General features: G+C 60.0%; 9 protein-coding genes. 5 read left to right on the forward strand and 4 right to left on the reverse strand.

Annotated features, from left to right (window positions below):
• The first annotated feature begins 249 nt into the window (after positions 1–249).
• The gene (locus HW554_RS03830) at positions 250–1347 is read left to right on the forward strand and encodes a putative type IX sorting system protein PorV2 (protein WP_176907027.1); all 1098 of its coding nucleotides are present in this window, start codon (positions 250–252) and stop codon (positions 1345–1347) included.
• Between the two features lie 60 nt (positions 1348–1407).
• Positions 1408–5943 carry a putative type IX secretion system sortase PorU2 gene (porU2, locus tag HW554_RS03835; RefSeq protein WP_176907028.1) on the forward strand — a complete coding sequence of 1512 codons (4536 nt, stop codon included), beginning with the start codon at positions 1408–1410 and terminating at the stop codon, positions 5941–5943.
• Positions 5944–6085: 142 nt separating this feature from the next.
• On the opposite strand, the gene HW554_RS03840 is transcribed toward porU2, so the two are convergent.
• From HW554_RS03840 to HW554_RS03850, 3 genes are all read right to left on the reverse strand, one after another.
• Positions 6086–6571 (reverse strand): dihydrofolate reductase, encoded by a 486-nt coding sequence (locus HW554_RS03840; protein WP_176907029.1) that lies wholly within the window; start codon positions 6569–6571, stop codon positions 6086–6088.
• A 194-nt stretch (positions 6572–6765) separates the two neighbouring features.
• On the reverse strand, positions 6766–7713 hold the full coding sequence (gene fmt, locus HW554_RS03845; protein WP_176907030.1) for a methionyl-tRNA formyltransferase: 948 nt from the start codon (positions 7711–7713) through the stop codon (positions 6766–6768).
• Between the two features lie 103 nt (positions 7714–7816).
• Positions 7817–9073 (reverse strand): exo-beta-N-acetylmuramidase NamZ family protein, encoded by a 1257-nt coding sequence (locus HW554_RS03850; RefSeq protein ID WP_176907031.1) that lies wholly within the window; start codon positions 9071–9073, stop codon positions 7817–7819.
• 44 nt (positions 9074–9117) lie between these two features.
• Here HW554_RS03850 and HW554_RS20920 point away from each other — a divergent pair, with 44 nt between their 5' ends.
• Positions 9118–10332: an ABC transporter permease gene (locus tag HW554_RS20920; protein WP_176907032.1), complete on the forward strand. Its 1215-nt coding sequence runs from the start codon at positions 9118–9120 to the stop codon at positions 10330–10332.
• 266 nt (positions 10333–10598) lie between these two features.
• Here the strand turns inward: HW554_RS20920 and HW554_RS03860 are convergent, their stop codons facing one another.
• Positions 10599–11297: a peptidoglycan DD-metalloendopeptidase family protein gene (locus tag HW554_RS03860; protein WP_176907033.1), complete on the reverse strand. Its 699-nt coding sequence runs from the start codon at positions 11295–11297 to the stop codon at positions 10599–10601.
• 231 nt (positions 11298–11528) lie between these two features.
• On the opposite strand from HW554_RS03860, the gene HW554_RS03865 reads away from it, so the two are divergent.
• The gene (locus tag HW554_RS03865; protein ID WP_176907034.1) at positions 11529–12635 is read left to right on the forward strand and encodes a ferredoxin--NADP reductase; all 1107 of its coding nucleotides are present in this window, start codon (positions 11529–11531) and stop codon (positions 12633–12635) included.
• Between the two features lie 186 nt (positions 12636–12821).
• On the forward strand, positions 12822–14549 hold the full coding sequence (locus HW554_RS03870) for a M3 family oligoendopeptidase (RefSeq protein WP_176907035.1): 1728 nt from the start codon (positions 12822–12824) through the stop codon (positions 14547–14549).
• Positions 14550–14653: the final 104 nt, after the last annotated feature.

Here is a 14653-nt window from a genome sequence, read left to right on the forward strand (position 1 = left end):
GAGTCAAAGATAGTAAAAGGTACTATGTAACACAAGGTACTGTCAAAAATATATTTTTGATTGCCTGGTTTTCCAGCTTTCTAGTGCCTTGCCAACCGTATGGCTAAGCATCAGAGGCGTATCTTTGGACCTGCTTTTTAGGTTTTTAGCGAGGAAGGCAATCCGGGACGCACTATTACTAAGTATCTTGCGTTGCTGCCGAACAGTGCTTTTCTTCCTTTATCGGACTCGAATCTGGCTTACTTCTCTATGCCCCACTTCTCCTCTTATAAGGCCCTGCTGCTGAGTGCAGGGCTAAGCCTGGCGGTACTGTCGCCGGCGCTGGCCCAGACCACAACGCCCAAGTACAGCAACGAATTTCTGAACGTGGGTGTGGGTGGCCGGGCGCTGGGCATGGGCAAAGTGCAGGTTAGCCTGGCCGACGATGCCACCGCCGGCTACTGGAACCCGGCTGGCCTGGTAAGCCAGAAAAACAAGTACGACGGTGTGCTGATGCACTCCGAGCTGTTTTCGGGCATCGTAAAAAACGATTACGCCGGCTTCGGCATGAAGCTCGATGATAAGAGCGCCCTGGGCGTAAGCCTTATCCGGCTGGGCGTTGATGATATTGCTGACACCCGTAACCTGGTGAACGAGTACGGCTACATCGACTACAATAATATCCGCTACTTCTCGGTGGCCGATTATGCGCTGCTGCTCTCCTATGCCCGCCAGATAAGCTCCATTGAGGGCCTGCAGGTGGGTGCCAACGCCAAGGTCATCTACCGTAACATCGGCTCGTTTGCCGATGCCATCGGCTTCGGTATCGATGCGGGTGTGCAGTACCGCCGCAACGGCTGGCAGCTGGGCCTCATGGCCCGCGACATCACCACCACCTACAACGCTTGGACTATTCACCGCGACCAGTTCGAAGGCCCGGCCAACGCCCTGGACCAGATGCCCGAGAACAGCACCGAAATCACGTTGCCACTCTTCGTGTTCGGCGGCAGCCGCCTCATCAAGCTGCCCGGCGAGTTCACGGCCCTGGCTGCCCTCGATATGGAGCTGAGCACCGATGGGCAGCGCAACACGCTGGTATCGAGCAAGGCCGTAAACCTCGACCCGCGCGCCGGCTTGGAGCTGGGCTACAAGAACTTGGTGTATCTGCGCGGTGGCGTGGGCAACGCCCAGCAGGTGCAGTCCTTCACGGGCTCCGAAACCTGGAAAGTGCAGCCCAGCCTGGGCTTAGGCGTGGCCTTGAGCGGCCTACGCCTCGACATGGCCCTCACCCGGCTGGCCGTGGAAAAGCTGGGCCAACGCTCGCAGCCCACCTCCATTATTGTGTCGCTGGGCTACGGCTTAAAATAAGCTTTGACGCGGTGCTTCAGCCCGCCGAACGTTATGTATTCGCCCTCTAGCAGAATATCGATGAAACAACCTTACCTGAGAAATTTATGGCTGGTACTGCTGCTGAGCCTGTTGGGCACAGTAGCAGCCTCGGCCCAGTCGGGCCCTTACGGCAACGAGTGGCTGGTGCCCGGTCAGCAGTATTATAAGATCAAAGTGGCCCGCAACGGTATTTACCGCCTCGACCATGCCTACCTACAACGCGCTGGCATTACCAGCGCCGACCCACGGCGTCTGCAGTTGTGGCGGCGGGGCCGCGAGGTGGCAGTACACGTCGGCGGCAACGCCACCGCCTTAGACGCCAGTTCATTTGTCGAGTTCTTCGGCCAGCGCAATGACGGTCAGCTCGACCGGGGGATGCACAAAAAATCCGCCGACCAGCTCAACCCAATGTATAGCTTGTTTACAGATACGGCCGCGTATTTCCTGACTGTTTCGCCCACCGCCTTGGGCAAGCGTATGGCCCAGCCCCAAGTGGCGGCTGCTACGCTGCACCCCAACTGGCTGGGCCAACGCACCCAACTGCGCACCGAGAACTACGCCGATATCAGCGAGGAAAATCAGGTATATATGCCTTGGATGGAAGTCGGGGAAGGCTTTACATCGGGGCCGATTGGCTACCGCAACACAACAGAAGTGGGTGCAGCCTACAACACCTTTACGCTTGACTCGTTAAGCGCCGTTGCGGGTGCTCCCGTTATAGAGGTGCTGGTATCTGGTTTCCGCCAGATAACCCGTACCGTCATCGTATCATTGGCATCAGGAAGCAGCCCCCGCGAAATAGGCCGCTTCGACCTGGCGGGCTTCAACAAAAAACTATTCCGGGCCACGCTACAACCCACTGACATTGATGCTGATGGCAAGCTGCGCATCAAGGTGATGGCTCCTCAAGTGTCGGGCTACACCAAGGACAACTTCGTAACAGTTGCCTACACGCGCCTGACCTATCCGCAGGCTCCACGCTGGGTAGCAGGCCAAGCTGGCGTAGCTTTCCGCTCTGACTCGACGCTGGCCGGGCCAGCGGCCTACTCCCTCGCCGCTCTGCCCGCTACTGTATTGGGCTATGATGTTACTGACCCGTACAATGTGACGCGCGTGCTGCCCCAAGTGGTGGGCGCTACCAGCCAGGTTGTGTTTGCAACGGCCGGGGGACGTAGTCGGGAACTCCGGCTGCACGACCTGGCCCGGGCGCTGGTGTCGCCACTGCCGGCCCAGCCGGTGCGCTTTCGAGCGCTGCCTGCTACGGCCAATTTTTTGATAGTGAGCGCCCGCGGACTGATGAGGCCCAGCACCGATGGGGCCACAGTAAATGCGGCACGCAGCTACGCCAGCTACCGGGCCTCGGCAACGGGCGGGAGCTATGATACGCTGGTGGTGAGCACCGAGCAGCTCTACGACCAGTTCCACTACGGCGAGAAATCGGCGCTAGCCATCCGGCAGTTTGCGCAGTGGGTGCAGGCTACCGGCGGGGCTCGCGCCCGTTATCTGCTGTTACTGGGCAAAGGCTACGAAACGGGGCAGAAAGTGTCCAACAACGCGTATCACCGGCAAACGCCACCCGCCCGCCTCGGCCTCAGCCCCGATTACGTGCCGACTAGTTCGCGGGGCGCTTCCGACATCTTTTTCACTGCCGACTGGCAGAAGGACGATTACATCCCCAAGATCGCCACCGGCCGGGTTTCGGCCCAGAATCCTGATCAGATTATGAGCTACCTGCGCAAGCTGCAGGAGCACGAGGGGCTGGGGCTGGAGCCCTGGCGGCGTAATGTGCTACTGCTGGCCGGCGGCCAGACGGAGTTCGAGCAGGAAGAATTTCGGGACTACCTGCAGCAGTACGGGCAGTCCATGCAGAAGCCCTTTTTCGGTGGCCGCGTCGTGCGCTTTATTGACCGCATCGGGCGGGTGGGTCGCGAAACGGTAACTGTTGATATCGCGCCGCAGGTAAACGCCGGACTGTCAGTTATCAGCTACTTCGGCCATGGCGGACTCCGTGACATCGACCTGACTCCGACCAACATTCTGGCCCCGGCCAGCGGCTACGCCAACAAGGGGCGCTACCCGATAATGTTCATCAGTGGCTGCTCGGCTGGCAACGCCTTCCATCCCTTCGGCTCAATGGGTGAGGATTGGCTGCTGACTGCTGATAAGGGATGTGTAGGATTCTTGGCTTCTTCCTGGCTCGATGTGGCACCCAATATTCATCTGGTGGATGAGCTGACGTATAAGCTGCTGTTCAACGACCCTCAGTGGTATGGCAAGCCTGTAGTTGAGGTGCATGCCGAGGCCTTACGCCGCCTGCAAACCAAGCTCCTGACCGGCTCTAACAACCTCTATTCCATCCCAACGCTGATGAGCACCATTTGGCAGGGCGACCCGGCCCTACGGTTGTTCTCGCCCGAACGCCCCGATTTTCAGACTTCCGATAGCCGCCTGCAGCTGGCAGTAGCCGTAGTTCCGGCCACGCCGGGTGCATCGTTCCAGTTAAAGCTGGGCGTGAGCAACCCCGGCAAAATCACTGTCGGTCAACTCCCGATTCGAGTAACGCGCACCGTAGGCAGCATTACGAGCACCTTTAATTTTGTGGTGCCCCAGCCTCGCCAGGACACCACGTACACGCTGGCTTTAGCCAACCCGATTGTCGGTAGCGTGGCCGGCCAGAATACGTTTCAAGTTGACATCGACCCCGATAACAGTATTCCCGAACTCGACGAAACAAACAATCGCGCCACGCTCAACTATACCTTCCTGACGGGTGGGGTAACTACGCTAAGCCCGCCCGAGTTTGCCATTGTGGGCTCGAATGAGGTGCGGCTGGTGGCCCAGAGCAACGTGCCCACCACCGTCAGCCGCGAGTACGATTTCGAGCTGGATACCACCCAGACTTTTGCTCGCCCGCTGCGGCAGGCAAAGCTGACTGCCGTAATGGTGCCCGAATGGACGCCCGCATTGCCTGCACTGCCCGGCCAGCCCGATAGCGTAGTATGGTATTGGCGTGTGCGCCTGCATGCGCCGCAGGGCGACGAAAGCTCCGATTGGGCCGTCAGCTCGTTCCGCGTGATTAAGGGCCGCACCCAGGGCGGCTGGTCGCAGAGCCACCCCGGCCAGTTCCGCCGCGACGAGCGGAACGGGGTAGAGGTGGCCGTGCCCGGTGGGCAGTGGAGCTTCAACGAAAACACCCAACAGGCCACCATCACATCCACCCGTATTGGTCCTGCCCAGCAGTGGGAAACCCTCTTCCATACTATCCGCACCACCTCGGGTACCAACTACACGCTCAAGCTGTTGGGTATCGATAGCCTGGGTACTACTACTGTCCTTAATCCGAACGTCACGAACCGGGCGCTGGCGCTGGGTACTATATCGGCCAAACAGTACCGGTATCTGCAGCTGCAGGTCACCTTCGGCGCCGACAGCCCCGGCCCGACTCCGCAACTGGAGCAGTGGCTGGTAACCTACCAAGGTGTACCCGAAGGCGTGGTGCGGCCCAGCACCACACCGCTAACGGCCGCGCAACTGACGGATCAGGCCCAGAAAACGGGTGCGGTTACGGTGCCGGTATCCTTCCAAAATGTGTCGGACTTTGATTTTAAAGCCCCACTTGTGGGCTATATCGTGCTGCGTTCGGGCACGGCTGGAGTCCCGCGCGAGCGGTACTACCCGCTCAGCGGCCCGGCCCTGCGTGCCCATACGCAACAGACTTACAACGTTACGCTCGATGCCCGAGGTCTCTACGGACCTCTGTCGGGACAGGTAGTGCTTAATCCGCGCCGCCAGCCTGAGCAGGATTACTTCAACAACGAGCTGGCCTTGGTGCCCTTCGAGGTAACCAACAACGATACACCACCGGTACTCGATGTGGCCTTCGATGGCCGCCACCTGCTCAATGGTGAAATTGTGTCGTCGCGACCCAGCATCAGCATTCAGCTACGCGATTTGGATAAGCTGCGCCCGGTTACCAGCCGCGGAAACTTCCTGCTTGTCCTCACCCGCCCCGGTGGGGCCGTCCAGGCCATCGACCTGAACGGAGCCAGCATCACGTCCTTCCAGGCCGATTCGGCCCAGGGCCTGGCCCGCATGGTGTTCGAGCCAGGCAAGAGCCAGCCTCTCACCGATGGCATGTATACGCTGGAAGTGCAGGGCAAAGACGGTAGCGGTAACGCGGCGGGCACCGAGCCCTACCGCATCACGTTCGAGGTAGTTTCCGGTGCCGGCATCACCAACGTATTTCCGTACCCCAACCCGGTAACCAGCAAAACCCGCTTCGTTTTCACGCTGACCGGATCTGCGCCGCCGCGCAATATGAAAATTCAGATTGTGAGCCTGACAGGCCGCGTGGTGAAGGAGATTATGATGGCCGATATGGGCCCGCTACGCATCGGTAACAACATTACCGAGCAGTATTGGGATGGCACCGATACCTACGGCGACCGGCTGGCCAATGGTACCTACCTCTACCGTGTGGTGCTCGATGACCCTACGGGTGAGTTCAAACAGCGCGCCACCGCCGCCGACAAAGCCTTCAAAAAGGACTGGGGCAAATTGGTACTGCTCCGGTAAGTTGCTCGTAAGTGACGCTCGAAAAAAGCCCCTGATGCCTACGCTGGCACCAGGGGCTTTTGCTTGTTAGGAAGGTGACGACGCTTTAAAAAGAGGGCCTGCAACGACACTTCAGCGTGACAGCGAAGTTGCTCGTTCCGTGTTACCGCCGCCGGAGCGTAACGAAGCTGAAGGAGTACTCGTGGGTGGCGTCGGGCTCGTGCCGCTCGCGGGCTTCCTCGCGCCACTCACCGGGGTGCAGTTCAGGGAAGGTTATCTCGCCCTCAAAAGCGTGATGTACTTCAGTCAGGTACACCGTGTCGGCGGCAGGCAGCGCCTGCTGGTAGATTTCGCCGCCCCCGATGACGAAGATGTCGTCGTCGGTGGTGCGGGCCATTTCCAGCGCCTGTAGCACCGAAGCGGCAGTTTCGCAGCCCTCCGCCTGCCAACCGGCCTGGCGGGTAACCACGATATTACGCCGCTTGGGCAGCGCCCGGCCGATGCTGTCGTAGGTGCGCCGACCCATGATGATGGGGTGGCCCAGCGTGAGTTGCTTGAAATGCTTTAAATCGAGCGGCAGGTGCCAGAGCAGGCGATTTTCGCCCCCGATAACGCCGTTATCGGCTACGGCTACAACGAGTGCGGTCATACAGTGAAGAGGTGAGTTGTTAAAATGCTGATTTATAGTTAAAAAGAATATAAAAGAACGTCATGCTGAGCAAAGTCGAAGCATCTCTACCGCTTCGTTGTCAAGTCAGCATTTGCATCAGGATTAGCATTGCGGTAGAGATGCTTCGACTTTGCTCAGCATGACGTTCTTTTTGCTGACAACTAGCAACCGACTCAGCCAAACAGCTTCACATCGAAGCCGCGCAGAAAGTCCTGGATGGACATGCGCTTTTTGCCCTCCAGCTGTACATCGAGTAGGTCGAGCAGGCCGTCGGCGGTTTGCAGGCGCAGGTAGCTGCGGCCGTCGGTGTACCAATGGCCAGCGCCGCCCATGTCGGGGCCGCTGTCTTCCTCGTCGCTGAAGGGCTGGGCTTTGATTACTTTGAGTGTGCGGCCGTCGGGCAGCTGGATAAAGGCCGTGGGGATGGGAGCGAGGCCGCGTACAAGGTTGGCCAGCGCCGGTGCCGACTGCTGCATGGGGTCGAGGCGTCCGGTTTCCTTGGTGAGCTTGGGGGCGGGCCGCAACTCCGGCAGCTCGGGCTGCGGAATGCTGGGGGCCTCGCCTGCGGCAATGGCTTGCACCGAGCGCAACGCCAACGCAGCCCCGGCCACCTTCAACTTTTCGTAGAGCGAGCCAAAGTCATCCTCCGGCGCAATGTCCACGGCATCCTGGTAGATAAGGTTGCCGGTGTCGATTGCGTGGCGCAGGAAGAAGCTGGTAACGCCCGTTTGGGTGTCTCCGTGGATGAGGGCCCAGTTGATGGGGGCCGCGCCCCGATACTGGGGTAGCAGCGAGGCATGCACGTTGATGGAGCCGCGCGGTGGCATGTTCCAGACTACCTCAGGCAGCATCCGGAAGGCCACTACCACCTGCAAATCGGCGGCGTAGCCCTTTAGCTCAGCCTGAAATTCGGGGTCTTTGAGATTGATTGGTTGGAGTACCGGCAGTCCGTGGGCTTCAGCGGCTGCCTTCACGGCCGAGCCGTGCAGCTGCCGGCCCCGCCCGGCGGGCTTATCGGGCGCCGTAACTACGGCCACTACCCGGCAACCGTCCCAGCTTAATAGCGATTCAAGCGTAGGCACCGCGAATTCGGGGGTGCCCATGAAGATGATGTTCAGCATAGCAGTTCAGGTTTTTTAGCCCGCAGAGGACGCAGTGTTTTCGCAGAAGGCGCTGTGTCGTTCATTTGACAGCACTGGGTTCTCTGCAGGAAATACATCAGTACTACTCAAAATCCGGATACAGCAGATACTTCTGGCGCATCACCTTATAGGCTCCCAGTTTCGGCTCCCAGGTGGCCCGGATCTCGGCTTCCGATTTGCCGGCAATAATCTGCTGTCGGGTTTCGGCCATGCCCATCAGTCGCTCGAAACCCGAGGTGAAGAACTTGTCTCTGGCTGTGCTCTGGTTGTAGTAGTCAATCAGATACGAAAGTGTAAAGCCAATTTCACCGATGCCCTCCAAATCCTGACCATAGCAGCGCTTGCCGTTTTGGGGTGGGGCCGTGGAGCCGGGGTTGGGCGTGGGCACGAAGCTGAACGGGCGGCTGGCGGGCTGAGTAGGCGCCCCGATTACCTCGAAGGGCCGGTCGGTGCCGCGGCCCACGCTCACGTCGGTGCCCTCAAACAGGCACAGGCTGGGGTAAAGGTCGACGGAATGGGCCGTGGGCAGGTTAGGGGAGGGGCGCACTGGCAACTCGTAGCGCGTGGCGTGGGTGTAGCCCGCCACCGGAATAACCGTTAAGTGGCACTGCTTGCCGCCGGCCAGCCACTTTTCGCCGTTAATCATTTGGGCCAGCTCGCCCACCGTCAGGCCGTGTACTATCGGAATCGGGTGCATGCCCACAAAGGTTTTGTACTTGGGCTCCAGCACCGGGCCATCTACGTACCAGCCGTTGGGGTTGGGGCGGTCGAGGATGATAACCTCCTTGCCCTGCTCGGCGGCGGCCTCCATCACGTAGTGCATTGTGCTGATGAAGGTGTAGAAGCGTGCGCCCACGTCCTGAATGTCGAACACCAGCACGTCAATGTCGCGCAGCATTTCGGGCGTAGGCTTTTTGGTGGCTCCGTACAAACTCAGCGCCGGCAGGCCGCTACGGGCGTCTTTGCCATCCTTGATAGTAGCTCCATCGGCCGCCTCGCCCCGAAAACCGTGTTCCGGCCCGAAAATCACCTTCACGTTCACGCCCCGGCTCAGCAGCGTATCCACCAGAAACGCCTGGCCCACGCGGGCGGTCTGGTTCACTACCAGCCCCACCCGTTTGCCCTGCAGCAGCGGCAGGTACTTGCCGAACTGCGCGGCGGCCACCTGTAGCGGCGCGGCAGCCGGCTGTTCCAGCACCACCTGGGGCGGTGCGGCCACCGTTTGGGCGGCCGGTGCGGGGGGCAAAGCGGCCGTAGTCGAACCCGTCTGGGCCGGGCGGGTACAGTCGGTGAGCAGTAACGCGAGGCTGAGCAGACTCTGGGGCAGGAAAGAAGGCATGGGCGGGAGTGGAAAACTACTCGGATTCATCTAGCTTTACGCCGGTGAACGTTTCGCAGTACATATCTCATAAGATTGACGGGGCCGATGCGGGCTCGTTCACCTCGTCGGTGACAAAGATAGCCATCATCAGCATTGCCATGGGATTGGCCGTGATGGTGGTGTCGTTTGCCATTCTGGAGGGTTTCCGCAACGAAATCCAGAACAAAATCTTCTCCTTCGGCTCGCACCTGCAAATCAGTAAGTACGACACCAACAACTCGCTTGAGGCCGAGCCCATCGGCCAGCCGCAGCTCGTGCGCGAGCTGGGCGAGAATCCGCAGGTAGCCACCATTCAGCCTTTCGCCCGCAAAACGGCCATCATCAAAACTAAAGATGAGGTGCTGGGCGTGGTGATTAAGGGCATCGACGAGAAGACCAGCCCCTCGTCGATGCGCAAGAACCTGGCCGCCGGCAAGTTCATCACCTTCTCCGATTCAGCCGCCAGCAACGACGTGCTCGTGTCGCGCAAAGTGGCCGATAAGCTGCGGCTTAAGGTCGGCGACAAGGCCCTGTTTTACTTTATCCAGAGTCCGCCACGGGTGCGCCAGTTCATCGTCAGCGGCATTTACCAGACCGGCCTCGACGAGTTCGACGAGGCTTTTGTTATCGGCGACATCCGCCAGATCCGCGACCTGAACGCCTGGCCTGATACGCTGGTGGGCGGGCTCGAAGTAACGCTCAAAGACTTCAACCGCCTCGATCCGGTAGCCGACAACCTCTACGAAAACCTGCGCTACGACCTCAAACTCGATAAAATTACCGAGCAATACGTGCAGCTGTTCGAGTGGCTGAAGCTGCTCAACCGCAACGTGGTTATCTTCCTGGTACTGATAATTTTCGTGGCTACTTTCAACATGGTGGCCACCATTTTCATCATGATTCTGGAGCGCACCAACATGATTGGGGTGCTGAAAGCCATCGGGGCCACCGACAACCAGATTCGGAGCATGTTCTTCTTCCGCGGCCTGAGCCTGACGGTGCGCGGAATTCTGTGGGGCAACCTGATCGGGCTGGGTTTCTGCGCCATGCAGTACTACCTGCACCTTATCCCGCTCGACCCCGAAAACTACTACATGGACCGCGTACCGATTCATTGGGACTGGACTATCATCCTGATGCTCAACGCGGCCACGTTCTTCACCTCCCTGCTGGCCGTGCTCATCCCCACCTACCTGATATCGCGCATCAAGCCAGTGGCCGCCATTAAGTTCGACTGACCACGGATTAGCCCGGGTTTTTTCGGATTTCATGGATTTTGTAGGCAAAACTATTTACAAAGTAGAAGGAATGTCATGCTTCGACTGCGCGGACGCCAGATGAAGCATGACGTTTCATTGGTGTCACTGAGTTTCTAAACGGTTTCGACGATTAAAAAGCAAAAAGCCACCTCAGTTGAGGTGGCTTTTTGCTTTTTGGGGAAACAGAAAACGCCCAACGGCCGCAGATACGGGAGGTCCGACTATAGAATCCGAAAAAATCCGGGTCAATCCGTGGTCAGGTGGCGGCTTTGCAGAATCAGGTTCGGATCGGGGCATAGGGCCGCCCAGGTGGCGCGCTCCGACATCAGCGCCACACCAGGAAAGTCGCCCACCCGGGTCTGCAGATCGGCTATTACCTGAAAATGCAGGTGCGGCGGCCAGTCGCCGTTTTCGGGTGCGGGGCCTACTTCGGCAAAGGTGTCGCCCTTATCAATCACCAATCCGGGGCGCAGCAGGGCGGTTTCGCGGCGGCTGAGGTGGCCATAAAGGGTGTAGAAAACTACGCCTTCCAGCTCGTGCTCCAGAATGACGGTGGGACCGTAATTGCCGTGCCCTTCGTTGTCCTGGATGCTGTGCACGGTGGCCTGCAGCGGGGCCAGCACCGGCGTACCGGCCCGCACCCACACATCGACGCCCAGATGCAGCGAGCGGGCGGGGGCCGTGGGGTCAGCGTCGAACAGGCCGGGGCTGCGGCGGTAGATGACCCGGTCTTCGAGGTAGCCGCCCACGCCAATCAGGGCGTTTTTATCGGCCAGCAACCGGGCTACCAGCTGGTCGAAGGTGGCCGTGTCGTGCAGGTTGGCGGCGGTGAGCAGCGGGTTGGCGGCCGTAAAATCGAGGCGCGCTACCTCGGGCGAGTTCAGGTCAAGGGGCAGCACGGGCCCGAAATCGGCTTGGTGGCGGTGGAGGAGTTCGGAAAGCATTGGGGGTTGGTGGGTTAAAAGAACGGTGTCATGCTGAGCGAAGTCGAAGCACCGCTACTGCAATGCTAACCAAACGCCAGGATTACTACTGCAGTAGAGATGCTTCGACTACGCTCCGCTGCGCTCAGCATGACACGTTCTACTTCCCCGGGATTACGTTCTGTGTGGGAAACAAAAATCGAATAACGAACTTTGTGTTCAAACCCACCCCGATAAGATCTACCTGCCTTTATGAGTAGCCCCTACCTGACGCTAACTGTTGTTGAGCTGACCCAGGAAACCTCCGACGCCGTTACCATCCATTTCGAGCGGCCCGACCGCCAGCCCGTTGCCTGCCAGCCGGGCCAGTTTCTGACCCTGATTCTGCCCTGCGGACCCGGTGGCAAGAAGGAGCGCCGCGCTTATTCGCTCAGCAGCACACCGGGCGAGGCCCCGCGCCTGGCCGTCACGATAAAGCGCGTAACGGGCGGCCTGGTGAGTAATTACCTGCTCGACACCGTGCAGGTAGGCCAGCAGCTGGAGGTAATGGCCCCGCTGGGCAACTTCGTGCTGGCGCCCCAGCCCCAGGCGGCGCGTTCCATTGTGCTGGTGGGTGCCGGCTCGGGCATCACCCCGCTCATGAGCATGCTCAAGGCCATTCTCAGTGACGAGCCCAAGAGCCACGTGCTGCTTATTTACGGCAACCGCAACGAGGATTCGGTGATTTTTGCCGACCAGCTGCGGCAGCTAGAGCAGCAGTACGCTGGCCGCTTCCAGATCGAGCATGTGTTCAGCCAGCCCCTGCGCCCTTCGGCCGAGCACAAGCACACCGGTCGTCTCAACCGCACCACGCTGCTCCGGATTCTGGAGCAGCGCCACCAGTTTCCAGCTGCCCAGGCCGAGTACTTCCTCTGCGGCCCCGATGGCCTGATGCTGGAAGCCCAGTCGGCCCTGGAGCTGCTGGGTGTACCGGCCGCCCGGGTGCGCCGCGAGAGTTTCGTGGCCGCCGCCGATTCGGCCGAGGCGGCTGCCCAGTCGGGCGGCCACGGCGACGTATCGGCCGCTGCTGATGACGAGCAAAGCAGCTCCCGCAACGTCACCATTCACTACGAGGGCGCCGAATACCAGTTCCAGGTTAGCCCCGAGCAGACTATTCTTGAAGCTGCCCTCGACCAGGATATCGACCTGCCCTACAGCTGCCAGGCTGGCCTGTGCACCGCCTGCCGCGGCAAGTGCCTCTCGGGCAAAGTCCACCTCGACGAGCGCGAAGGCCTGTCGGACTCCGAGATGAACCAGGGCTATATACTTACCTGCGTCGGCCACCCGCTCACGAGCGACGTGGTGATTGAGATTGGCTAGGCATTTCTGAAAAGCCAGGAGCTTAAAATTGAGCGTCATGCTGCGCCTGCCGAAGCATCTCTACCGCTGTGGTAATCAAACACGAAGATTGCTATTGCGGTAGAGATGCTTCGGCAGACCCAGCATGACGTTTTTATAGCTCTCAGCCCTGCAATTCTCCGCTTCCAAACTTCTAGCTTCCCCGATATGACCTCTTCTATGCCCGCCGCCGATACCCAACGGCCCCCGCGCCAGTACTTGCCCGAGTCGTTCACCGTTACCGATTGGGCCACGATTGAGCCGTACTTTCTGGAGTTGCGCGACCGGGAGATAGGCTCGGTGGCCGAACTGGAGCGTTGGCTGCTGAACCGCTCGGAGCTGGAGGCAGTACTGGGCGAAGACTTGGCCTGGCGCTACATCCGCATGACCTGCAATACCCAGGACAGTGCGCGCACCGAGGCATTTCAGTTCTTTGTGAACGAGATTGAGCCCCACGTCGCGCCCCACGACCACGCGCTCAACGAGAAGATGCTGGCCTCGGAGTTTTTAAGTGAGCTGGATGAAAACCGCTACCGGGTATTTGTACGGTCGGTGCGGCAGGCACTGGCCATCTACCGGCCCGAAAACGTGCCGATCAAAACCGAAATCAGCACCCAGCAGCAGCAATACGCCGCCCTGGCCGGGGCCATGACCGTAACGCTTGACGGCGAGGAGCTGACGCTGCCCCGCGCCGCCGACCGCCTCAAAAGCCCCGACCGGCAGGTGCGCGAAACGGCTTGGCGGGCCGTGCAGGAGCGTCGTCTGCAGGATGCCAAAGCCCTCGACGAGTTATACACGCGCCTGATCGGCCTGCGCCACCAAATGGCCCTAAACGCCGGTTTCGCCAACTTCCGCGACTATATGTTCGCCGCTCTGGGTCGCTTCGACTACACGCCCCAGGACACGCTGAACTTCCACCGCGCTATCCGCGAAACCGTGGTGCCGCTCATCGACAACCTCGACCTGGAGCGCCGCCAGGACCTGAACCTGCCCGAACTGCGCCCCTGGGACCTCGATGTGGACGTATCGGGCCAGGCCCCGCTGCGGCCGTTTGATACGGGGGAGGAGCTGCTGGCCAAAACCACGGTCGTTTTCGACCGGCTCGACCCGTTTCTGGGGCAATGCCTGCGCACCATGGGCCAGATGGGCAACCTTGACTTGGAAAGCCGCAAAGGCAAGGCCCCCGGTGGCTACAACTACCCGCTCGACGAAACGGGAGTGCCCTTCATCTTCATGAACGCCACCAGCAGCCTGCGTGATGTGGTGACGATGCTGCACGAAGGCGGCCACGCGGTGCACAGCTTCCTCACGCGCCGCCTGCCGCTGGGCGCCGATAAGCACCCACCCTCCGAGGTGGCCGAGTTGGCCTCTATGAGCATGGAACTGCTCAGCCTCGACCATTGGGACGTGTTCTTTACCGACCCGGACGAGCTGCGGCGGGCCAAGCGCACCCACCTCGAAAGCGTGCTCGAAACTTTTCCCTGGGTGGCTACCATCGACAAGTTTCAGCACTGGGTATACGAGCACCCGACCCACACCGAGGAGCAGCGCCATGCCCGCTGGGTCGAGCTGTTCGATGAGTTCAACCAGCGTACCGTGAGCTGGAAAGGCCTGGAGCATGTTAAGCCCTACCTATGGCAGAAGCAGCTGCACCTCTACGAAGTGCCGTTCTACTACATCGAGTACGCCATGGCCCAGCTTGGGGCCATTGCTGTGTGGCGCAATTACCGCCAGAACCCGCAGGCCGCCCTGGCTGGCTACCAGCGCGCCCTGGCTCTGGGCTATACGGCCCCGATTGGTGAAATCTACGCCGCCGCGGGCATCCGCTTCGATTTCAGTACCGAGTATCTGCGCACTCTGGCCGACTTCGTGCAGGATGAAATGGCTAAAATCTAGCGGCTGCTTCTCTGCGGGTTAGCAGGGTGGCTGCAAATAATTCGGTTGAATGTCAGGGTATTGGGTGGTAGTGAGAGCGAATTGGGGTGAAAAGTACCTCGTTT

The sequence above is a fragment of the Hymenobacter lapidiphilus genome (assembly GCF_013377885.1).
In the GTDB taxonomy this organism is placed as follows: domain Bacteria; phylum Bacteroidota; class Bacteroidia; order Cytophagales; family Hymenobacteraceae; genus Hymenobacter; species Hymenobacter lapidiphilus.

What these genes read in the sequence shown, in the direction of transcription:
- HW554_RS03830 (WP_176907027.1), top strand. Translation starts at nt 250, where the DNA reads ATGCCCCACTTCTCCTCTTATAAGGCCCTGCTGCTGAGTGCAGGGCTA.
- porU2 (WP_176907028.1), top strand. Translation starts at nt 1,408, where the DNA reads ATGAAACAACCTTACCTGAGAAATTTATGGCTGGTACTGCTGCTGAGC.
- HW554_RS03840 (WP_176907029.1), bottom strand. Translation starts at nt 6,571, where the DNA reads ATGACCGCACTCGTTGTAGCCGTAGCCGATAACGGCGTTATCGGGGGC.
- fmt (WP_176907030.1), bottom strand. Translation starts at nt 7,713, where the DNA reads ATGCTGAACATCATCTTCATGGGCACCCCCGAATTCGCGGTGCCTACG.
- HW554_RS03850 (WP_176907031.1), bottom strand. Translation starts at nt 9,073, where the DNA reads ATGCCTTCTTTCCTGCCCCAGAGTCTGCTCAGCCTCGCGTTACTGCTC.
- HW554_RS03860 (WP_176907033.1), bottom strand. Translation starts at nt 11,297, where the DNA reads ATGCTTTCCGAACTCCTCCACCGCCACCAAGCCGATTTCGGGCCCGTG.
- HW554_RS03865 (WP_176907034.1), top strand. Translation starts at nt 11,529, where the DNA reads ATGAGTAGCCCCTACCTGACGCTAACTGTTGTTGAGCTGACCCAGGAA.
- HW554_RS03870 (WP_176907035.1), top strand. Translation starts at nt 12,822, where the DNA reads ATGACCTCTTCTATGCCCGCCGCCGATACCCAACGGCCCCCGCGCCAG.